15 protein-coding genes, 1 tRNA gene, 2 rRNA genes and 1 pseudogene are annotated in these 15461 nt (G+C 40.9%); 8 read left to right on the top strand and 11 right to left on the bottom strand.

The annotated features are described in order from the left end of the window. The 5 genes from ACEYV4_RS06505 to ACEYV4_RS06485 form a co-directional block, all read left to right on the top strand. Positions 1-1624 (top strand): heavy metal translocating P-type ATPase (locus tag ACEYV4_RS06505; RefSeq protein WP_373842533.1); only part of this gene is annotated, 1624 nt, incomplete at its 5' end. Between the two features lie 63 nt (positions 1625-1687). Further along, positions 1688-1924, top strand: a complete 237-nt coding sequence (locus ACEYV4_RS06500) for a heavy-metal-associated domain-containing protein (RefSeq protein ID WP_373842532.1) — start codon at positions 1688-1690, stop codon at positions 1922-1924. Beyond that, entirely contained in the window at positions 1917-2462 is a 546-nt protein-coding gene (locus ACEYV4_RS06495; RefSeq protein WP_373842531.1) for a DNA-binding protein, read from the top strand. The genes ACEYV4_RS06500 and ACEYV4_RS06495 overlap by 8 nt, the downstream gene beginning before the upstream one ends. A gap of 15 nt (positions 2463-2477) precedes the next feature. Continuing rightward, the gene (locus tag ACEYV4_RS06490; RefSeq protein WP_373842530.1) at positions 2478-3122 is read left to right on the top strand and encodes a Crp/Fnr family transcriptional regulator; all 645 of its coding nucleotides are present in this window, start codon (positions 2478-2480) and stop codon (positions 3120-3122) included. Between the two features lie 61 nt (positions 3123-3183). Next, the gene (locus ACEYV4_RS06485) at positions 3184-3723 is read left to right on the top strand and encodes an NADPH-dependent FMN reductase (RefSeq protein ID WP_373842529.1); all 540 of its coding nucleotides are present in this window, start codon (positions 3184-3186) and stop codon (positions 3721-3723) included. Positions 3724-3799: 76 nt separating this feature from the next. On the opposite strand, the pseudogene ACEYV4_RS06480 reads toward ACEYV4_RS06485, so the two are convergent. Next, positions 3800-4400: pseudogene (locus ACEYV4_RS06480) on the bottom strand (NAD(P)H-binding protein). Between the two features lie 425 nt (positions 4401-4825). Here ACEYV4_RS06480 and ACEYV4_RS06475 point away from each other — a divergent pair. Continuing rightward, positions 4826-5503: a dihydrofolate reductase family protein gene (locus ACEYV4_RS06475; protein ID WP_373842528.1), complete on the top strand. Its 678-nt coding sequence runs from the start codon at positions 4826-4828 to the stop codon at positions 5501-5503. Between the two features lie 55 nt (positions 5504-5558). Here the strand turns inward: ACEYV4_RS06475 and ACEYV4_RS06470 are convergent, their stop codons facing one another. The 3 genes from ACEYV4_RS06470 to ACEYV4_RS06460 all read right to left on the bottom strand — a co-directional run bounded on the left by ACEYV4_RS06470 (position 5559) and on the right by ACEYV4_RS06460 (position 9119). Then, positions 5559-6224 carry an HAD hydrolase-like protein gene (locus ACEYV4_RS06470; RefSeq protein ID WP_373842527.1) on the bottom strand — a complete coding sequence of 222 codons (666 nt, stop codon included), beginning with the start codon at positions 6222-6224 and terminating at the stop codon, positions 5559-5561. Between the two features lie 143 nt (positions 6225-6367). Further along, positions 6368-7741: an NAD-dependent succinate-semialdehyde dehydrogenase gene (locus tag ACEYV4_RS06465; RefSeq protein ID WP_373842526.1), complete on the bottom strand. Its 1374-nt coding sequence runs from the start codon at positions 7739-7741 to the stop codon at positions 6368-6370. 187 nt (positions 7742-7928) lie between these two features. Beyond that, a complete protein-coding gene (locus ACEYV4_RS06460) occupies positions 7929-9119 on the bottom strand; it encodes a D-alanyl-D-alanine carboxypeptidase family protein (protein ID WP_373842525.1) in 1191 nt (396 codons plus the stop codon). Between the two features lie 29 nt (positions 9120-9148). Between ACEYV4_RS06460 and ACEYV4_RS06455 the strand changes: the two genes are divergently transcribed. After that, positions 9149-9709 (top strand): hypothetical protein, encoded by a 561-nt coding sequence (locus ACEYV4_RS06455; protein ID WP_373842524.1) that lies wholly within the window; start codon positions 9149-9151, stop codon positions 9707-9709. A gap of 187 nt (positions 9710-9896) precedes the next feature. Here ACEYV4_RS06455 and ACEYV4_RS06450 read toward each other — a convergent pair whose 3' ends face one another. After that, positions 9897-10592, bottom strand: coding sequence for a L,D-transpeptidase (locus ACEYV4_RS06450; RefSeq protein WP_373842523.1), 696 nt, complete (start codon positions 10590-10592; stop codon positions 9897-9899). Between the two features lie 290 nt (positions 10593-10882). Here ACEYV4_RS06450 and ACEYV4_RS06445 point away from each other — a divergent pair, with 290 nt between their 5' ends. Next, positions 10883-11743 carry a LysR family transcriptional regulator gene (locus ACEYV4_RS06445; RefSeq protein ID WP_373842522.1) on the top strand — a complete coding sequence of 287 codons (861 nt, stop codon included), beginning with the start codon at positions 10883-10885 and terminating at the stop codon, positions 11741-11743. A 44-nt stretch (positions 11744-11787) separates the two neighbouring features. Here the strand turns inward: ACEYV4_RS06445 and ACEYV4_RS06440 are convergent, their stop codons facing one another. From ACEYV4_RS06440 to ACEYV4_RS06415, 6 genes are all read right to left on the bottom strand, one after another. Beyond that, positions 11788-12603, bottom strand: coding sequence for an aldo/keto reductase (locus ACEYV4_RS06440; RefSeq protein ID WP_373842521.1), 816 nt, complete (start codon positions 12601-12603; stop codon positions 11788-11790). Between the two features lie 106 nt (positions 12604-12709). Continuing rightward, positions 12710-13690, bottom strand: coding sequence for a helix-turn-helix domain-containing protein (locus ACEYV4_RS06435; RefSeq protein WP_373842520.1), 981 nt, complete (start codon positions 13688-13690; stop codon positions 12710-12712). A gap of 12 nt (positions 13691-13702) precedes the next feature. Further along, positions 13703-14488: an SDR family NAD(P)-dependent oxidoreductase gene (locus ACEYV4_RS06430; RefSeq protein ID WP_373842519.1), complete on the bottom strand. Its 786-nt coding sequence runs from the start codon at positions 14486-14488 to the stop codon at positions 13703-13705. A gap of 454 nt (positions 14489-14942) precedes the next feature. Further along, positions 14943-15015: transfer RNA gene (locus ACEYV4_RS06425), tRNA-Thr, on the bottom strand. A 4-nt stretch (positions 15016-15019) separates the two neighbouring features. Further along, positions 15020-15136 (bottom strand): 5S ribosomal RNA (rrf, locus tag ACEYV4_RS06420). A gap of 78 nt (positions 15137-15214) precedes the next feature. Then, a 23S ribosomal RNA gene (locus ACEYV4_RS06415) occupies positions 15215-15461 on the bottom strand; the annotation flags it as partial.

Genomic DNA, 15461 nt, shown 5'->3' with positions numbered 1-15461 from the left:
CGGGGCTTTTATTATCGGTGAATTTAATGAGGCAGCAATCGTAACCTGGCTTTTTATGCTTGGTGAAGTCCTTGAAGATAGTACTTTACATAAAACAAGAGCGGCCGTCAATGACCTCGCCAAGATTGCTCCCAAAACGGCAACCATTGTTACCGAAAATAATGAAATCAAAAAGAAAATGGTTGATTCAGTTAATCCAGGTGAGCGGGTTTTAATTAAAACCGGATCACAGGTCCCGGTAGACGGTCAAATTTTAACCGGCAATGCCGTGTTAAATGAAGCCAGTGTCACCGGAGAGTCAAAACCGATCACTAAAAAAGCAGGTGATCAGATCTATGCGGGGACACTCCTAGAAGATGGCACAATTACGGTTAAAACAACCGCCGCCGGTGAAGAAACAACTTTTGGTAAAATTATCGACTTAGTTGAAGAAGCACAAGATTCACAAACTAAGACCCAACGATTCATCGATCACTTTTCCAAATACTATACCCCTGCAGTGTTAATCATTGCCATTCTGGTTGGTATCATTATGCGAGATTTTCGCCTTGCCATTACGGTGATGGTACTCGGTTGTCCTGGGGCATTAGTGATCGGCGTGCCCGCGTCAACCGTTGCTGGAATTGGAAATGGTGTTAAACACGGGGCACTGTTTAAAAGTTCAGAGGTAATGGATCAAATTCGTCACTTAGATACTGTTGCTTTCGATAAAACGGGGACTTTGACAATTGGTCGACCTGAGGTAACTAAAGTCCGGATCTTGCAAGGAAATCGCCAAGAAATTATTAACCTAGCAGCTGGTATTGAAGCTAATGCTAACCACCCGCTAGCCAAAGCAATTGCTAAGTTACCTACTTCTACTCAAGTCCCTGTTAATAAAATTACAACAATTAAGGGTCAAGGTATTGTGGCAAACGTTAATGGCCATAAATATTTATTAGGAAATCAGGCTCTCATGCAGCGTCACCAACTCCTCTTACCCAAATTAGTATCGGTGGTTAATGAATTAACGAGCCAAGGAAACTCAATCGTTATTTTTGCTAATACTGATAAGTCACAATTAGCTGTTTTCGGTATTAAGGACCAACTCCGTCCCGATGCCGTTGTTGCTCTCCACCAATTAAAGGCAATGGGTATCAAGAAGTTAGTAATGTTGACGGGTGACAATAAGGCAACCGCTACGGAAATTGCCAAAGAACTACCCCTCACCCAAGTAATTGCCGAAATGCTGCCAGAAGACAAAGCACGATTTATTAAAGAGCAGCGTCAAAAAGATCAGCGAATTGCCTTCGTTGGCGATGGAATCAATGACAGCCCCGCCCTCTCACAAGCAAATGTTGCAGTAGCAATGGGGTCAGGTGCTGATATTGCAATGGACGTTTCTGACCTGGTGCTGGTTAAATCAAATCTAACTAGCCTTGTAACTAGTTTTAAATTGGCCCAAGCAACCATGCATAATATGAAGGAAAATATTGTTATCGCCCTAATAACGGTTGTCTTACTCTTCATCGGTTTATTTGCCGGCTATATTGAAATGGCTTCGGGGATGTTGATTCATGAACTGAGCATTTTAATCGTTATTATCAATGCAATGCGACTAATTCATTTTTCACCCCAAAATTGACCAGGATCAATTTTATTTCCAAGGCCCTTAGTTAAAATATCAATATGAAGGATGGTGTTTTTTATGGAAAAAGTAATGATGAAATTGGGTGGCTTAACTTGTCCATCGTGTTTAACTAAAATTGAAAAAAGTGTCGAAAGTTCGGCTGGGACAGGTGATATTAAGGTTCTCTTTAATGCCGGCAAGGTTAAATTTACGTTAGATGATCAACAAACAAGTGTAGATAAAATTAAAAATAAAATTGAAAAAATTGGTTACCAGGTCAAAGCAATTAAAACAAGGGAGTTAGCCAATGACTAATGAAGAACTGTATGCCCAAGAACTAAAACAAAGTGAGATTGACCACCACACACCAACTGCTGGTGCAATGACGGGCCATATTATTTCAAATTTATTAATCCACTCCCTGAAAATCTCCCAAGCCAAGTTCTTTGCGAAGGGTCCTGCCGCGCTCTTTTTGGAAAAGTTTGCTAATCAATGGCTAGATTACGAAATAGCCGAATTCAACCGGCTTAATCAACTGTTAACTGATAATAGTGAAGCCATTCCAACGACGACAAAGCAATTGACCGAGTTTAGCATGCTTGAAGAAAACGGGGCTGACAAGTATCTAAAAGGTAACGAACAATTATTTCAGTTAGTAAAAGATTTTGATACCCAAACCCTATTCATAACTAAGGCAATTAAGCTTGCTCAAAAGGAGGATTGGCCAGAGTTAGGAGCCAATTTATCCCACCTGTTAGCATGGATTAAAGAACAGATTGCCAAAGCGCAGCGTTTTCTCAACCACGAAGTACGCGAAGGACTGTACAATGAAAAAGATGATGATGATTTCTAAAGGGTGGGTGGAAAAATGACTAAAGATTTATGCGTTCAGCTCGTCCCCTTGTTTCAAGGTCTTAATTTAACCAAACAAAGACAAGTTGAACGGTTAGTCCACCATCAACATAATCAAGCTCATGAATTAATCGTAAGTCCAAATGATCCCAATAAGCTCGTCATCGTTGCTCATGGAACAGCTCGGATGTACCATCTCGACGCTGATGGTAACGAGAAGGTGACAAGGTTACTAAAAACCGGAGATTATGTTGGTGAAACCTGGTTGCTTGGCAATGACAACCATAATAATTTTGTTGAAACAGCTAGTGAAAGTGATATTTGCATCCTGAACCGAAGTGATTTCTTACAACTAATCGGTAAGGATACCGAGATCGCGTTTAGACTGCTTAAAGGGCAAGCAGAAAGGATTGCCACCTTACGACAACAAAATTACTTGCTAAGTATCACAAATATTAGTGACCGCATCACCACCTATTTAACTCGTCTCCAGCAACAGGGTGGTCAAAAAATCAAGCTGCCTTTCGCCTTAAAAGACGTTGCTTCCTACCTCGGGACAACCCCCGAAACCCTTTCACGGAAGTTAAGTGCTCTAGAGAAAAGCGGTTATATTAAATATCATCTTCGCCATATTCAAATTCTGAAGCCATTTGATGAATAAGTTAAATTGTTTATTTATTAGTAATCATAGTTAAAATTTTTATTTAAGGAGTAATAGAATCATGAAAAAAGTTGCTATTATTATTGGATCGACACGCCCGAGCCGACGTAGCTTAACTGTTGCCAAATGGATTAAGTCAGTTCTCAGTTCTAGTAAAGAAATTACGTTTGACACGATTGACCTTAAGAAAATTAACTTACCCTTCTTAGACGAGTCCGCACTTCCTGCCTTAGGCAAATATTCACAAGAACACACTAAGAAGTGGAGCGCTTTAATCAAAAGTTATGATGGACTTATTTTACTATTCCCACAATATAACTCTGGTTATCCGGCACCTCTTAAGAACGCCTTGGATTACTTAGGAAAAGAATGGAGCAATAAACCAATTAGCATGGTGACATATGGAGCTCACGGTGGCCTGCAAGCGCAAATTGCTATGAAGCTTGTATTGACGGGTTTCCATGCTAAGCAATTAGCCGTTAATCCCCAAATCTCCATAAATCCTATGGATAGTGATGAGGACGTAACTACTAAGCTAAATGCGTATAATTTTGAAATCGAATTATTAGAGCGAGAATTTGAGCACGTTCTAGCTAACTAACATTTAAAAGAAAACAATTACGGAGCAAGTGGCTAATAACTACTTGCCCCGTTTTAATGTTTTATTCTATTTAAAACTAATGCTGTGGCGTGTTAATTCCAACACTATCCTTAGAGTACAACGATGGATCAGCACTCAAACGCTTAACCAGGTCAGCAATGGAACTAATCGTGGCGTTGTGCCCACCAAATGGCTCACCCTTATGCGTGATTTCATAATTAACTGGACCAGCAGTAAACCAACCGGGACGGATTGCTGTGTAATTCAGATCAGAGCCTTCAATAGCATCGGCTGCTTCACGGTATGGACGTAATACTGGATTTTCATCCAGGTTGCCACCACCTAAACTAGCAGGAATTTCGTTGTAGATACCCATTGAAGTAATGAAGAGCAACCGGGAAACATTATTTCGATCCATCGCCGCTACAATTTTTTAGCAAATTGACCCAAATTTCCACTCAGGGCAGCAAAAACTACATTTTGACCCTTGATAGCTTTGTCTAATCAGCATCACTCATCACGTCACCGCTAATGGCTGTTTCACGACTGCTATCAGTATTCAAGCGGCTGGCAGAACGAGCAAATAGGGTTAGTTGATCATCCGTTTCCTTTAACAAAGTTTGACGAACTGCGCCATCAATTGTTCCTGTCGCACCAATAATTAATACCTTTGTCATTATAATCACTCCTTACTTAAACTGGGTAACCCAATGTTGCAAATCATTAGCGTTAGCATTACCTGACACAACGTCTAATTTCTTGTTCTGGTTGGCAAAGGTTGTTTCGTAATTACCGTTGTTCTCCACACTCGTTTGAACTACTCCTACCTAGACGCTTGAAGTGGAAACATACAGTGGCTTTCAAACTCGTTTAGAAATAATTATTTTGAATTATAATTTATATCATATGCGTTTTATTACGAACTAGCACTACGCGTAAATAATATTAAATCTATTTGATAAGTAATCCAAAGTGAAGCCATTATCAATAACTAATCAATACATTTAGAGCATAGTAGATGATAATAGATAAGTATTTCAAATTATAGTTCCCTTGTACTATGATTAAAATAACAAGTAATCGACAAGGAGACACAATTAAGATGAACAAGCCATATATTATTTGTCACATGATGACCTCGATTGATGGCCGTATTGATTGTGGCATGACCGCTCAGTTACGTGGTAACAATGAATATTACTCTGCCCTTAGCGCTATCAATGCCCCAACCCGAATCAGTGGTCGGGTCACCGCTCAAACTGAATTATCCAATGGCCACCTCGTTACTACTAACAGTGCACCGTTAGGCAAGGAAGCCTTTGGTAAAAATGCTAGTGCCAAAGCTTACGAGATCGTAATGGATACCAAAGGTCGTACTTCATGGGGGAATGATACTGGAGCTGCTAAACCGCACTTGATCATTACTAGTGAGCAAGTTTCAACTGCTTACCTGAAGAACTTGGACGCTAAAGGAATTTCCTGGATTGCTACCGGGAAGGACCACATTGATCTTGCTCGAGCAATGAGTATTCTCGCCGACCAATTTAACGTTGATCGTTTGGCCATTGTTGGTGGTGGAAAGATCAACGGTGGTTTCCTGGACGCTGGCCTAATCGATGAGCTTAGCATCGTTATTGGACCTGGCGCCGATGGACGGATTAATCAACCAAGCCTCTTCGATGGTCGACCAGTTAACCGTCGCCCGATTAGCCTTAAGTTAAAGAACATCCAATCTTACGACGATGGTGCTATTTGGGTACGGTATACTGTTGAAAATTAATACAACTAAAACACCTTAACAGCGTATAATTTACACTACACTGCTAAGGCGTTTTTTAGCTTTCCGGCTTTAATTTTATTAGCTTTCTTTCTAAAGTTGGTACATCGTTGACAATTACCTGGGCACCGGCAGTTTGCAATTCCTGAACCGTTCCATAACCATAGCTGACACCCCAACCGGCAATCCGTTCCTGTTGAGCACCATCGATATCATTATCTGTATCGCCAACCATCAATACCTGGTTGCGAGAATTAGTCATACCCAAACGCCGCAGTGCTTCTTCAATCACTGCTGCCTTCCCTACTCGTTGTTGACCGTCCAAACTAGCACCAACGATCTGATCAAAATACTGGGTCAAATGATAATGCTCTAAAATTTGCCGAACAAAAACTTCTGGTTTAGATGAGGCAACAGCTACCTGTAACTCCGTAGCCGCTAACGATTTTAAGAGGTGCGTTACACCTGGATAAAGTTGATTGTCGAAGACACCATTTTTCCGGTAATAATCATGATAATAATTAACTGCTTGAATGGCTTCCTGGTGAGTAAAGTGCCGAAAACGCCGCATTGACTCTTCTAAAGGTGGCCCGATAAAGAAGCGTAACTTCCTGGTATCTGGTTCCGGGCACCCCATCTTTTCCAGGGCATATTGAACAGACTTGATAATTCCGGGGCCCGATGCAGTTAGGGTTCCATCCAGGTCAAATAAGATTGCTTGCATTATTCCCCTCCTCCTGTTTGCTATTTATCCTACCTTATTATTAACTAGAATAATAGAGTTGTTTAGATAATTTTCCAATTCTCACCGACTAAAAAAGCTGTTAGCAACTAATTAATTGTTAACAACTTTTTATGAATTAAAAGTTAATTTTCTGGCTCATAAACTAGGTGCTCATTCACAAACTCAGTGAAGCCTAGTTCACTCAATTCACGGCCATAGCCAGAGTGCTTAACACCACCGAATGGCAATTCGGGTAGTGAAGCCCAGCCGGAATTAATCCAGGTCATGCCACTTTCAATTTGACTAGCGACGTGACGAGCCTGTTGAATATTTTCACCAAAAACGGTGTTTCCTAAGCCAAAGCTAGAATCATTCGCTAAGTCAATGGCTTCCTGAACGTCATGGTATTTGTAGACCGACATTACGGGGCCAAATAGTTCTTGATCAAAGATTGGATTATCTTTATCAATGTCCGTCAAGATAGTTGGCATGAAGAATTGTCCCGGCAAGTCGACCGGTTGATTGCCATAGTAAACCTTGGCACCGTGTTCAACTGCAGTGTCAACCTGCTTTTGTAACTTGTCCTTAGCCTTCTTGGAATTCATTGGTGCTAAAGTAGTAGAACGGTCAAGTGGATCACCCATCTTAACGGAACTGAAGACCTTCTTAGCTCGCTTCAAGAATTCATCGTAAAGGTTGTCCGGAACGATGAAACGTTTAGATGAGGTGCAGACTTGTCCAGCATTGTATAACCGCGCCGAATAAATCACCTTGGCTAATTTATCAATATCAGCATCTGGCAACACGATAAAGGCATCATTACCACCAAGCTCCATGGTGTTCTTCTTCAAATTTTTAGCGGCCTCGGTGGCAACAGCTTGACCACCGCGTTCAGAGCCGGTCAAGCAAACGCCTTGAACACGCGGATCGGCAATGATTTGACCAACTTGATCATAACTAATGAAAAGATTAGTCAGGCTACCAGTTGGGGCACCGGCTTCTTTGACCAGATCAGCGAAAGCCTGGGCTGAAGTTGGACAGTTAGAAGCATCCTTTAGAATCATCGGATTGCCAACCAAGAAGTTAGGAATGAAGACTCGGGCAATTTGGTAAAATGGGAAGTTCCATGGTTCCACCGCCATCAGGACCCCACTGGCTTGCCGCAAAACATAGGCATTGCCAGATTCAGTGTAAATTGCACGGGGTGCCAAGAATTGGTCGACGTGGCGAACATAATAATCGCAGAAAGAAGCACAAAGTTCTACTTCTCCCTCAGCTTCACCAATTAACTTTCCCATGTCCCTGGTCATCAACTCGGCTAGAGCAGTTTTGCGCTGATGTAAAAGTTGGCCCAGCTTAGTAATTACCCTTTTGCGATCAGCTAAGCCACTGCCATCACGCCACTTTTCATAAAGCTCGTGACCTGCTTGCAAGGCTGCTTCAACATCTTGATCACTAGCATTGTCATATTCATGTTCCACTTGATTAGTATATGGGTTAACTGTTTTATAAGCCATCTCTAAAACCACCTTTCCTAACTAATTGTAACCGTTTCCATTATTTTCACAAGCATTTACAACTGACGTGAATAATCACACAAATGACAATGCATATAGTCTTAATAGTAGTTTGTGAAAAAAGTTAAATTTGTGCATTCTTTAATAAGAAAACATAGTGAAAAGGTCGCTTAAAATTACTAAGCCCCTAAAACCATCCTTTTTGAATGGAATCGTTACTATAAAGCTTATAATTTAATGGCTCATTGTTAATAGTTTTTAGTTGTGGCGAAATTATCTTAAAATAACCTATCTCTGCACCCTTCTTTATTGGTGCAACAAGTCGATTTTGCTTAAGTGAAACGGCAACTGTGTAATTACTAATTGGCCTTTGACCCCAGTAAGAAATTCGTTGTGGTGTTGCATTAAGATAATGCTGGCCACCATGATTAACCTTTATTCTTGTTAATTGCGGGTCCACCTTAACAGAATACTGATGGTAATCATCTTTTAACAACTGGTAGAGTCGTTGAGTCTGGATAAAACGATTATCTTTATTCTGTCCGTTGGCATGCAAAACGACAGTAATGATTTGATGGCCTCGGTAAGTACCGGTGCTGACAAAACAGGCACCAGCACGATCAGAAGTTCCCGTTTTGAGGCCATTAATAGTAACACCTTTCACCGTATACTTACCGCCAGAAAGCATTTTATTTAGGTTTTGTACAGATTTGGTGCGGTTCTTACTAATCATAAAATTAGCCTTAGGCTGCGCAGCAACCTGGAGGATCTGCGGATAACTTTTAATTAAATAATTTGCCAGAATTGCCACGTCTTTGGCACTCATCTTATTTTCGGCATTGCCATTAACATTGGCTAATTGATAGCCTTTAAGTTCTGAATTAGTTAGGCCAACTGGGTTAACAATATATGCATGTTTTAAACCAATACTTTGGGCCTTTTGCTGCATTTTAAGGTTAAATGCCTCCAGATCGCCACCAGTGGTCGCGGTCGCTAACGCTAAGGTTGCTCCATCAGCGGATTTAACCATCGCAGCGTTTAATAATTCTACTACTGGATAGGAATGCCCCTCAATCAAGCCAATTGCAGAATACTGGGGATCATTAGAAATCGCGGCAGCGTTTGAATCTATTTTCACCTTGGTATACGGTTGAATAATGTTTTGCCGTAATGAATCATGGATAACAGCGACCGTTAAAAGTTTGCTGATTGAAGCCACGGGAAGCTGTTGGTTAGCGTTTTGCTGATAAATAACTTGACCAGTAGATGCATCGACCATCATGGCAGCTTTAGCATCGATCTTGTTGCTAGCATTGCCCGGATTAGCTATTGTTAAAGCCACAAATAGAGTTAAGATTAAAGATAAGAATTTTTTCATCGGGTATCACCTAGTTAGAGGGGAATTGTATGAATCAGGAAATTAAACAAATGCTTAAAATTGCCGGTGAGCTTTTAATTGCTATTCTGGTAATTACCAACCTTGAATATTGGATTACCAGAACACCCAGCGTTAAAGGAACCGATGCGGCTAGCCAACTAATTGCCGAAAATCGGTTGCGAAAGCCTAATATCAAGCATCCTTCAGAGCTCGGAAATTATCCATCAATTAAAAAGAAAGTAGTTTTGGTAATGGATTCGCAGGCAAATAAGCTGTACGTAATCAATGGCCACCGAATAGTTTACATCATGCATGCTAATTGTGACCTATCGGCAGGGCACTACCATTTACAAAAGTCACAGGGCCAATCTCTATACCACGTTGACAATGGCAAACATAGTTACTCAGCTAATTGGCAGCTTTTGAGCAATAAAGATATTATTGAAAGTCCACAAACAATCAACGGTCAAAAAGTTGCCCATAATTGGATCAAACCAGCAAACAAGCTGCAAAACACAATCCAATTATCACAACCAGATGCTAAATGGTTGCAGCAATTACCAAAGGGGATAGAGCTTAATGTTAAATGATTTCTTTTCAAGTTTACAACAGTTGCCACGGCGTTTTTACAAACATTTATTAGTTACCGATGGCTTAATTTTAATAGTTATTTGGATCTATAACTTATTAACCTTATTAATGCCGTTACGACGACTGAGAATTACTGGCATTATCCTAACTTTTTTGATTATTGATTCAGTATTGATTGGAATTAAATTAGTTAACGATGACAATTTTCGTTCCCACCGGTAAGTTTTTAGACATCCATCGGGCATCTGGAATAGAGAGACGAATACAGCCGTGCGAACCGGTAGATTTACCAAGTTTATTGGCTTCCTTAACATTATAAGTGCCACCCGCTTTTGTAGGAACACTGTGAAAAAGATATTTGCCATGGTCTAACCAAGAAACATAATAATTAGCACCTTCGTTTAGGGAACGATTAAAGAAACTGTTACCACGTTCCTTTTGGGCATAATAAGTACCAGTTGGGGTCATGCTTTTCCTCTTACCGGTAGCAGGGTCTTTAACATAGAGGCCACCAGTACTATACATGATATAAATCACTTTATTGCCATCATAAAGGTAAGTACGATTTTTCTTTAAGCTAACCTTGACCCAAAAATGTTTAACCTTCGTTAAGTCTGGATAAGGAATAGTTTCTGATGGTTGATGCCAATCAATCGGTTTACGCATATGACTAGCGGGATTAGTTAAATTAGGAGCAAGGCGGTTAGAGGATTGCGTGTCCCTGGTTGGATTAGTTTTAGCTTGATTTGATTTGGCCACTTCGGTTTGCCGAGCTTTTTGACGATGTTGAACGTGATCACGATGCAATTCAGGACCGACGCCAATAAGAGCAACTAGCAGACAAATTCCAGCATAAACTGAATTCTTAGTAGACAGCTTCACGGTTATTGGTCCTCTTTCCTACACTTAATTTTCATTGTAAAAAATCTGGTTATTAATTCAATGTTGAAAAAACATAATAAACAATTTAAGATTTCCATCATCAATTTACTTTTTCATTATAACAGCAATCTATACTTATTTTTCTTAAGGCAATTAAAATCATCAATGAAATTTTGATAATTTCATTGATGATTTTAAAAATTACCGATTATTGCACCAGTAAGATGGTCACCTCACTAGGATACGATTAAGGTATACTTAAAGTAGATCCTAAAAGAGGTGCAGCTGCAATGATTGATAATTACCTATTAGAAGAACTCGTTACCTTCAGTCAAACTCAGACATTAGCCAAAACTGCCAAAAAATTAATGGTAACTCAGCCAACCATCACTCGCGGAATGCAAAAACTAGAAGAAGAACTAAGGGTTAGCCTATTTAACCGACAACCCAATAAAATTACCCTTACTAAGACGGGAAAATTAGCCGCTCAAAAAGCACAAAAACTCCTAGCAGCTAACCAAGAATTCGTCACCCAGGTTCGCGACTATGCCCGCACACAGCAAGCCATTCGAATCGGCGCTAGTGCTCCTGGGCCACTTATTGTTGCCAAATCATTGGCCAATGATTATCCCATCACGCTGGATCAGCATTTTATTGATCCAGCACAGGTTGAAAATGACTTAACCACTCACCGGTATTCAATTGTCTTCAGCAATCGTGAGATTCAAACCAAGACAATTGAATCGCTATTCGTCGGCCGGGAACAATTAAGTGTCAACCTCGACCAGTTCATGTACTTAGCTAATCAGCAAACGATCACGTTCAAAGAGTTAGCGGGCTTAAGCTTCGTTGTAATCAGCGGTATTGGGTCATGGAAACAGGTGATTCAAGAACACATTCCTGATGCCAAGTTTCTCTACCAGGCTCAGCGAGAAGCATTAAATGAAATTACAAAGTACTCCAATTTCCCGTACTTTAGTACCAATATCAGTAAATTAGATCCAGGAACACTAACCACAAGCCCAGATCGAGTACAAATTCCCATCACTGATAAAGCAGCCACTATCTCTTTCTATGCCTCCTACCTTAAGGGACAACGACCACGGTTACAACCTTTTTTAAAAAAGATTATTGCCCAATGGCCAAAGTAAATAAGGGCTCTGCATGTTTCGTGCAGAGCCCTTATTGGTTAAGTTTAAGCATCAACGGCCATTGATGATGGCCAGCCAATTGCAGACCGGTGTTGGTCAAGCGTCTGGATTTGTTTCATTTCGTCAGCTGTTAATTGAAAGTCAAAAATATCGAAGTTAGCCCGGATATGAGCGGGATTAATTGACCGCGGAATCGTCATAATCTGCCGTTGAGTAAGGAAGCGTAGCAATACTTGAATTCCGGTCTTGTGGTATTTTTGCCCAATCTTCTTCAGAATAGGGTCGTTATTTAATACCCGCGCCCCTTGTGCTAAGGGTGACCAGGCTTCGTGGACAATTCCCTGCTTTACCAAGAAATCGTGCATTTTCCCCTGCTGGAGATGCAAATTAGTTTCAATCTGGTCAACTGCCGGCATTACCTCAGTCTGAGCAATTAGATCCTTCGTTTGCTGAATATTATAGTTGGAAAGGCCAATTGCCTTAATCTTCCCAGCATGGTAATACTCCTCCAATGCCTTATAGGAACCCAATGATTGTGGCCGTGGCCAGTGCAGAATCATTAAATCTAAGTAGTCAGTTTGCAACTTAGCAAGTGACTCGTCAATCCCTGCTTTTGTTTCTTCATAGCCATCGGTATCAACCTTAGTAGTCAAGAATAACTGGTGGCGGTCGATCCCAGAAGCGATGATTCCATCACCGACTTCTTTTTCATTAAAGTAATCCTGTGAGGTATCGATTAACCGGTAACCAGTATCAATTGCGGTTTTAACCGCTTCTGCAGTATCATGGGGACTAATTTGATAAGTTCCAAAGCCAAGTACTGGTGTTTTAGCACCCGTATTCAAAGTTAAATATTCCATTATGGCTGAGCCTCCCTTAGTCATGCTTTATTACTATTGTAGTTGAATTTCGTTAGCATTGGAAATAACTATTCTTCATGCATGACTATTTAGGAATGTTATAGTTTTACACCTGTTCTCGATAAGAATTGGGTGTCCGTCCAGTCCAAAAACGGAAAGCCCGAACAAATGAATTAGTTTCTGTATAGGCCAAAAGAAAGGCAATCTCATCAATCGTTAAAGCTGTGTTCGTTAAGTAATTCTTGGCTAAAGCCGCCCGCACCGTGTTTAATTGTTGCTGAAAGCTTGTTTGTTCTCGATTTAATTTTCGCTGGAGTGTCCGCTTACTTAAACCAAGAGCTTGAGCAACTACCACTGCAGAGGCCTGACCCTTTGGTAAAAGGTTCAGCAGGACACTTCGCACCCGGGTTGTATAGGTATCGTCTGCTCCCAACTCACTTAATCGTTTCTCAATAGCTGGTTCAAAGTATGCAAGCAAGGATTGGTTGTTGGTCTTAAAGGGACGGACAAGGTCAGAATATTTAAAACTTAACCGATTAATTGGCCCCCGATTAAACCGGCCACCTAAATAATCTTTCACTACCTGGTGAGGGGCAAAAGTTGTTCCTACCATAATTGGTGCAATCCGTTGTCCACACCCTTGAGAAAGGAAGTTGACCAAAAAGGCAAACTCACTCTCCACACAAAAGCGAGAAGTTAATGGGAGACCACTAACCGTTAACAAAGCAATCCCAACCTTATCCTTAGTAGTTGTTAGTTGATACTTAAGGGGACCGATTAATTTTTTGTACTGGGCAAGACGGTGAATTGCTGCCAAACCATTTTCACTGCAAAAGGCTGCCAAAAGTGGGGCGGAAAATGATTCAATATTATTGCTAGTAGCAAGCTTAATAGCGATTGCTGGATCAGCGGCAACTTGTTCAATTGCATCCAACAAGTCAAAATATTGTCGCTCACCTAGTCGAATTTGGTGATGAGCAAAAGTATCGGCGGGAAGCTCAGCAAGCTTCAGCACCTGGTTGATATTGATTCCGTATTTCGTTAAGAGCTTTTGGTACTGACCATCAATAATAAAGTTTTCCACCATTATCTATCACTATCACTTTCTGTCTGATTGTTGATTGGCAACAAAACTCATAACCATTTTCTTGGGCATTAATGGCATCATGTTAACAAAGGGCCGCTGCCATCCCGGCAATCCGGCGAAAATGTTCATTTTACCGGCAAGCATGGCCTGATAGCCTTCTTGGGCTACCTTAGCCGGGTTAACACCATTTGCAAACATTTTTGTGTGCGTCAATCCACCAGCCTGAGCAAAGTTAGTCGCCATTGCCCCGGGCATTAAAGTAGTCACGCGGACTCCACTATCTTTCAATTCATACCATAAAGCATTCGAAAGAGAGGTCAGATATGCCTTGGTAGCATAATATTCTGCCTGCAATGGCCCCGGAATCATAGCAGCCGCCGAAGAAACGTTCAAGATTCGACCATGTCCCCGTTTTACCATTGCGGGTAAGAACAATTTCATCAACTTAGTTGGCATTAGCATATTAACCCGGGCCATATTAATATCTTGATCAAGGGTACGCTTTAAGAAAGTTCCCTGACCACCAAAGCCAGCATTATTAATCAGATAATCAACACTTAAGTTAGCCTGTTTGACTCGATCAAAGATTAGCTGAGCAGCATCCTCACGAGTAAAATCAATAGCTATCGTTAATGCCTTCACACCATACTTAGTTTGAACGCGGTGTTGTAGATCTCGTAATTTTTGTGGATTACGGGCAACCAGAATAAGGTCCCCACCTTCACGGGCATGCAATTTAACCAATTCTGTACCTAAGCCACCCGTGGCACCCGTAATTAAAGCTGTTTTATTTGCCATCACAATTTCCTCCAAATCATTATAACTTCATCATGGCTTTATTATATGGGGAAATGATGCCAGTTTTAATATCATTTCATGTCAATCAGTTATCAAATGACGACATATTGAAAATTAAAAAGTTAATTTGATTTATTCTTATCTGTCATTGACTATAATCCAGAAATATTTTATCTCAAGCATTAAATGATGATAGACCAATATATAGGATAAATGATCTTACTGTCCTAAAGGTAAGCACTTAATACATGTCGTTATTAGGCGCCTGCTCCTAAATTAATTTAGCTATAGTTTAGAAGGCTTGAGCTATGATTCAGAGGCGTATCGTTATTATGTACTTCCAGTTAAAACGTAAAACGTGTTAAGAATGTGTTAAAGCACTTCAAAAGGACATAAAAAAGCCTGTACTCGCAACGTTAAACGCTGTTAATACAGGCTTTCCACTGTTATAAAATGCTGACTAGAGGATTCGAACCTCCGACCTCCTCATTACTAATGAGGTGCTCTGCCAACTGAGCTAAGTCAGCATTAGCATGGCAATGTCCTATCCTCGCAGGGAGCGATCCCCCAACTACTTTCGGCGCTTTGAAGCTTAACTTCTGTGTTCGGCATGGGAACAGGTGTATCCTTCAAGCCATCATCACCACACTACCCTTTGCGGGTGAGAGCTTGTGCTCTCAAAACTAAATAACATCTAACCCTTTTCAATAAACCTAACCGCTTCGCTTGGTTAAGTCCTCGACCGATTAGTAATGGTCCGCTCCATGCATCACTGCACTTCCACTGCCATCCTATCTACCACATCTTCTCTGTGGGGTCTTACTTCCTTAATGGAATGGGAAATCTCATCTCGAGGCGAGTTTCACACTTAGATGCTTTCAGCGTTTATCTCGTCCATACATAGCTACCCAGCGGTGCTCCTGGCGGAACAACTGGTACACCAGCGGTATGTCCATCCCGGTCCTCTCGTACT

Source organism: Limosilactobacillus sp. (assembly GCF_041859915.1).
Classification (GTDB): Bacteria; Bacillota; Bacilli; order Lactobacillales; family Lactobacillaceae; genus Limosilactobacillus.
The sequence above is the reverse complement of the archived record's forward strand: the minus strand, read 5'-3'. Positions and strand labels throughout refer to the sequence as shown.

Coding starts and splice junctions, on each gene's coding strand:
- ACEYV4_RS06490 (WP_373842530.1), top strand. CDS start 2,478: ATGACTAAAGATTTATGCGTTCAGCTCGTCCCCTTGTTTCAAGGTCTT.
- ACEYV4_RS06435 (WP_373842520.1), bottom strand. CDS start 13,690: ATGGTGGAAAACTTTATTATTGATGGTCAGTACCAAAAGCTCTTAACG.
- ACEYV4_RS06495 (WP_373842531.1), top strand. CDS start 1,917: ATGACTAATGAAGAACTGTATGCCCAAGAACTAAAACAAAGTGAGATT.
- ACEYV4_RS06455 (WP_373842524.1), top strand. CDS start 9,149: ATGAATCAGGAAATTAAACAAATGCTTAAAATTGCCGGTGAGCTTTTA.
- ACEYV4_RS06470 (WP_373842527.1), bottom strand. CDS start 6,224: ATGCAAGCAATCTTATTTGACCTGGATGGAACCCTAACTGCATCGGGC.
- ACEYV4_RS06440 (WP_373842521.1), bottom strand. CDS start 12,603: ATGGAATATTTAACTTTGAATACGGGTGCTAAAACACCAGTACTTGGC.
- ACEYV4_RS06445 (WP_373842522.1), top strand. CDS start 10,883: ATGATTGATAATTACCTATTAGAAGAACTCGTTACCTTCAGTCAAACT.
- ACEYV4_RS06500 (WP_373842532.1), top strand. CDS start 1,688: ATGGAAAAAGTAATGATGAAATTGGGTGGCTTAACTTGTCCATCGTGT.
- ACEYV4_RS06465 (WP_373842526.1), bottom strand. CDS start 7,741: ATGGCTTATAAAACAGTTAACCCATATACTAATCAAGTGGAACATGAA.
- ACEYV4_RS06460 (WP_373842525.1), bottom strand. CDS start 9,119: ATGAAAAAATTCTTATCTTTAATCTTAACTCTATTTGTGGCTTTAACA.
- ACEYV4_RS06475 (WP_373842528.1), top strand. CDS start 4,826: ATGAACAAGCCATATATTATTTGTCACATGATGACCTCGATTGATGGC.
- ACEYV4_RS06430 (WP_373842519.1), bottom strand. CDS start 14,488: ATGGCAAATAAAACAGCTTTAATTACGGGTGCCACGGGTGGCTTAGGT.
- ACEYV4_RS06485 (WP_373842529.1), top strand. CDS start 3,184: ATGAAAAAAGTTGCTATTATTATTGGATCGACACGCCCGAGCCGACGT.